General features: G+C 57.0%; 4 protein-coding genes. All 4 read left to right on the top strand.

The genetic code is table 11. The features are described from left to right. Nucleotides 1-438 precede the first annotated feature (438 nt). Genes VWZ87_RS03575 through VWZ87_RS03560 form a run of 4 tightly spaced genes read left to right on the top strand, consistent with a single transcriptional unit; the run spans nucleotide 439 to nucleotide 4,151 of the window. Complete coding sequence (locus tag VWZ87_RS03575) at nucleotides 439-1,389, top strand: glycosyltransferase family 2 protein (RefSeq protein ID WP_416536353.1); 951 nt, start codon at nucleotides 439-441, stop codon at nucleotides 1,387-1,389. Nucleotides 1,390-1,391: 2 nt separating this feature from the next. Continuing rightward, nucleotides 1,392-2,189 (top strand): NAD-dependent epimerase/dehydratase family protein, encoded by a 798-nt coding sequence (locus tag VWZ87_RS03570; RefSeq protein ID WP_416536354.1) that lies wholly within the window; start codon nucleotides 1,392-1,394, stop codon nucleotides 2,187-2,189. Then, a complete protein-coding gene (locus VWZ87_RS03565; RefSeq protein ID WP_340547862.1) occupies nucleotides 2,182-2,958 on the top strand; it encodes a glycosyltransferase family 2 protein in 777 nt (258 codons plus the stop codon). Before VWZ87_RS03570 ends, VWZ87_RS03565 begins: the two co-directional genes overlap by 8 nt. After that, complete coding sequence (locus VWZ87_RS03560) at nucleotides 2,955-4,151, top strand: DegT/DnrJ/EryC1/StrS family aminotransferase (protein ID WP_416536355.1); 1,197 nt, start codon at nucleotides 2,955-2,957, stop codon at nucleotides 4,149-4,151. The genes VWZ87_RS03565 and VWZ87_RS03560 overlap by 4 nt, the downstream gene beginning before the upstream one ends. The last annotated feature ends 52 nt before the right edge of the window (nucleotides 4,152-4,203 follow it).

Below are 4,203 nucleotides of genomic sequence, written 5' to 3'. Positions count from 1 at the left end.
TATCACAACCTTAAACCTCGCTCCGGCGGGGATCTTCGCGTTCAGGCACAGGCACTGGATGCAATACCGAAGCAAAATAGCGCCCCAGCGCCTACAGCCATCATACCAATCATGAAACGAAGCGCGCCAAACCAAAGCGGTACACATCAGCGCTGAAAACCCCGCCGCCCGAACGCTTGACCGCAACGGCGGGGGCGATCCGAAGAAAGGGCGACCTTGATACTGCAAGCGCTCGTTCAGCTCTAACAGGTCCTTAGCATTGGCGATCTTTTGCACCGGAGGCGACGTCGCGGTCCTGCTCTTCCACCAGGATTCTGGCTATTGTCGCTGGGGACTTTTGGAAACGGACGCGACTTAACTCAAATTTATTTCTTATGGGCGTATCTTCGGGATCGTGAGCGCAGTTCGTTGCGCGTGCTTTGCTGGAGAACCGGTCACATGCAGTTTCGCTCTTTCAATGCTCCTGATCCAGATACAGGCGATCGTCCTCTGGTGACGGTTTTCTGCGCCGTCTGGCATAAGCAGCCGAACAAGCACGAGTTATTGCGGTCTCATTGGGAGAATCTGAAGGCACAGTCGATCCCCGTTGAGCCTTGCTACATCTTTGACAATGGTGATGTTGCCCCCGAGTGGCTGGACGCGCCCTGGCACAGTTTTGACGAGCCGCTCACGATCTACGAGGCCTGGTCCGCAGCAACTGCACTGGCACGTACCAAATATATCATGAACCTTAATATGGATGATCGCCTGGCCACCAATGCCGTTCAGGCGATGGTCGCCGCAGCGATTGCGACCAAATCCGCATTGGTTGGTGGTGAATGGCTCGTCAGCTTTGATGAAAGTCACCTCGACCAAAAGTTTGCTGTGGAAGACCTCTGGGATACCTGCTTCGCTGCCAATTGGCCGCCGAAGAAACAATCAAATCTGCGGCTTGGCAGCGGAACGGCTGAGCGGGGAACATATGGACCTGCCACACTGTGGAGCCTGGAGCAGGTCGGCCCATGGTACCCGAGCTACTTCGGCAACCAGACACCGATCAAATCGATTGGCGATGCCATCTTCTGGCAGGTCCTTGCCAAGAATAATCGCAAGTTCACGCGGATCCCGATGGTGGTCGGCCGGTACTATTCTGACGAGACATCCCAGGCCGAATTCCGCCCGCACCAGGACAATGAGTACCTGCGTGATCACGGGATCAGTCGCGCTTCCTTTGCCGATTTCATCACCTCGGGTGATTTTTCCAAATGGCCCGGCCTTGCTCCCGCGGCTGGTGTCCCGGACCCTGTCGAGCTGAATAAAATCGAACGAGCCAGTGCGGAGCTGGCCGCGAAATTTCGTTCAATGGGGTTGAGAGCGCATGGCGCGGCCCAAAGCATCTCGATGCAGTGACCATGTCGCAACGTATCTTCATAACCGGCAGCGGCGGTATCGTTGGCCGCCACGCCATGGCTGCTCTGGCAGAGCTTGCGCCTGATGCGGTTGTGATCCGCAACACCGCAGATCTGACAAAACCCGATGAGATTGCCCAGGTCATCAACACGGCGGGCCCGCTTGATCTGGTCATCCACCTTGCTGCCATGGTGCCGGTCAAGGCGGTGCAGGGCGATCCCGGCGGCGCCTTTGCTGTGAACGCTGGCGGCACGATCAACCTTCTGGCTGCGCTTGGCAATACTCATGCCCGGATGCTTCTGTGTTCCTCCAGCCATGTCTATGCGAGCAAAGAGACGCCAATTTTCGAAACCGATACCATCGAACCGGTTTCACTTTATGGTCAAACCAAGCGGATGGCAGAGCTGGCTGCGCAACAGATTTGCGCCGCGACGGGTCGCTCGCTCTGCATCGCCAGATTGTTTTCGATCCACGACCCTGAACAATCTGGAAGCTATCTGCGCCCGACGCTTGTCACTCGGTTGAAGACCGCCGTGCCGGAGGCGCCGTTTGACCTCTACGGTGCCGGCAGTCGGCGGGATTTTCTGCCCGCTGCACAGGCGGCGCGCCTTATTGTCGAACTCGCTCTTTCGGATGCCGAGGGGCCGGTCAACGTCGGCTCCGGGTGTGCGATGACGGTAGCAGATTTTGCCCAATCCCTTGCTCCTTTCCCTTTGAACATACGGCCCCTGGGCCAGAACGACACGCTAGAGGCCGATGTCACGCGCCTGCGTGCGATCCTTGGAGAACGCCATGACTAAGAGAGTTTCCATTGTAGTTCCCACATTTAACCGTGCGGATATGCTGCCCAAGGCAATCGACAGTGCGCTTGATCAGACGGTCGCCTGCGAAGTGATCGTCGTAGATCACGGGTCGACTGATCATACGCCGCAGGTTGCCGCGGAATATGGTGATAAGATCATCTACGTCCGGCGGGAAAAGGACTTCGGCCCGCATTTTTGCTGGCTTGAGGGCGTCCTGCATGCATCTGGCGAATTTGTTCACCTGCAGTATGACGATGACTGGATTGCTCCGACCTTCATTGAAAAATGCCTGGCTGTCATCAGCGATGATGTCGGCTTTGCCTTCACCGGGGCTGAGGTTGTCGACAATAAAACCGGCAAGCAGATGATGACGCAGTTCTTGGGATGGCTGCCGGATACGGGTATTTTTGAGAACCGCCTGGCGGAAGAAAACATCGTCGGATCCCTGATCTCCCCCGGGGCGGCTCTGTTTCGGCGCCAGGTATTGATCGATGCGCTCTACCAGGGGCGGTTGCCGCTGCAAAACAGCGAATACCACGGGGTTGGGCCAGATATCTTCGCCTCGCTGCTATCGATGCTGCGATATCCGAAGGTTGGCTTTGTGAAGGAACCTCTTGCCAGTTTCCGGGCTCATGATGGCTCGATCACCATCGACGCGCTGAAAGATCAGAAGAAGGCCGCCAACATCACCGCCGCTTACAACGAGGTGCGACATTACTACGTCGAGTTAAAGGCGATGCAGGCTGTAAGAGGGGCGCAAGCATGAAGAATTTTCAGCCACCGCGGCCGATCACCCTGGCCCAGGACACCATCTCGCGGCGGGAACTCCAGCAGACCGCCGATTGGATGATGGCGGGGAATCGCCTGACAAAGGCGGAAGAAACAACCGCCTTCGAAGCCGAGTTCGCGGCATGGATGGGCTGCAAACATGCGGTATTTGTGAACTCGGGCTCGTCTGCAAACCTGCTGATGATATATGCCGCGCGCGAAGCCGGACGGTTGCGGAACAACAAGGTGATCGCGCCCGCCGTCAGCTGGGTGACCACGGTGTCCCCACTTATCCAGTTCGGTTTTGATGTGCGGCTTTGCGACTGCGATCCGACCAATCTCGGGCTGGATCTGGATCATCTCGAACGGCTCTGCAAGGAGGAGGCTCCGGCCCTGCTGATCCTTGTGCATGTGCTTGGTCACGCCAACCATATGGCGGCGATCCGGGACATCTGCGAACGGTATGATGTCCTCTTGCTGGAGGACAGCTGCGAAGCCCTGGGATCGGTCAGCGACGGGCGAAAACTCGGCTGTCATGGGACTGCGGGCAGTTTCTCATTCTATTACGGGCATCATATCTCGACGATCGAAGGGGGGATGGTTGTCACCGATGACAGTGAGCTCCATCAGGTCATGCTGTCGCTGCGGTCTCATGGCTGGAGCCGGGATCTCAACCCGACATTGCGCGATCAGCTGCAGCAAGACCACAATATCGACGATTTCCGCAACCTTTACACCTTCTACTACGCCGGGTTTAACCTGCGCTCGACGGATCTGCAGGCCTTCATCGGGCGTCAGCAAATTCTGAAACTCGATGATATCTGCCGGGTTCGCGAACGAAATTTTGACATCTACGCCGCGCAGTTGCGGGGTTATTATCGTCAGGACAGCGAGACTGAGCTGTTATCCTCCTTCGCCTATGGCACCTTGGTGGAGAACAGGATGGAGGTATTCGAGCACCTCAGGGACCAGGATATCGAGTGTCGACCGCTCATCTGCGGAAATATCGCGCGCCATCCGTTCTGGATCCGGCATTACGGGCATCAGGTGCTGCCAAACGCAGATCTGATTCACGACTATGGGATTTACCTGCCCAACCACCATAATTTGTCGCCGACGGATGTGACCTGCGTCACCGACGCGTTCAAGGTGGTTGCGCGTCCCAAGAGCATTCATGACCGCGCAGCCTGAGCTGCGGCCGATGGCGATTTCCAGAAACAACGGACAGCAAAATGCCAAGTGT

This window comes from Phaeobacter sp. JH20_37 (assembly GCF_048056015.1).
Lineage (GTDB): Bacteria > Pseudomonadota > Alphaproteobacteria > Rhodobacterales > Rhodobacteraceae > Phaeobacter > Phaeobacter bryozoorum.
Note: the sequence above shows the minus strand (reverse complement) of the source record. Positions and strands in the feature narration are given on the sequence as shown.

Excerpts from the sequence above, each read along its gene's own strand:
- VWZ87_RS03560 (WP_416536355.1), top strand. The coding sequence starts at position 2,955 with ATGAAGAATTTTCAGCCACCGCGGCCGATCACCCTGGCCCAGGACACC.
- VWZ87_RS03565 (WP_340547862.1), top strand. The coding sequence starts at position 2,182 with ATGACTAAGAGAGTTTCCATTGTAGTTCCCACATTTAACCGTGCGGAT.
- VWZ87_RS03575 (WP_416536353.1), top strand. The coding sequence starts at position 439 with ATGCAGTTTCGCTCTTTCAATGCTCCTGATCCAGATACAGGCGATCGT.
- VWZ87_RS03570 (WP_416536354.1), top strand. The coding sequence starts at position 1,392 with ATGTCGCAACGTATCTTCATAACCGGCAGCGGCGGTATCGTTGGCCGC.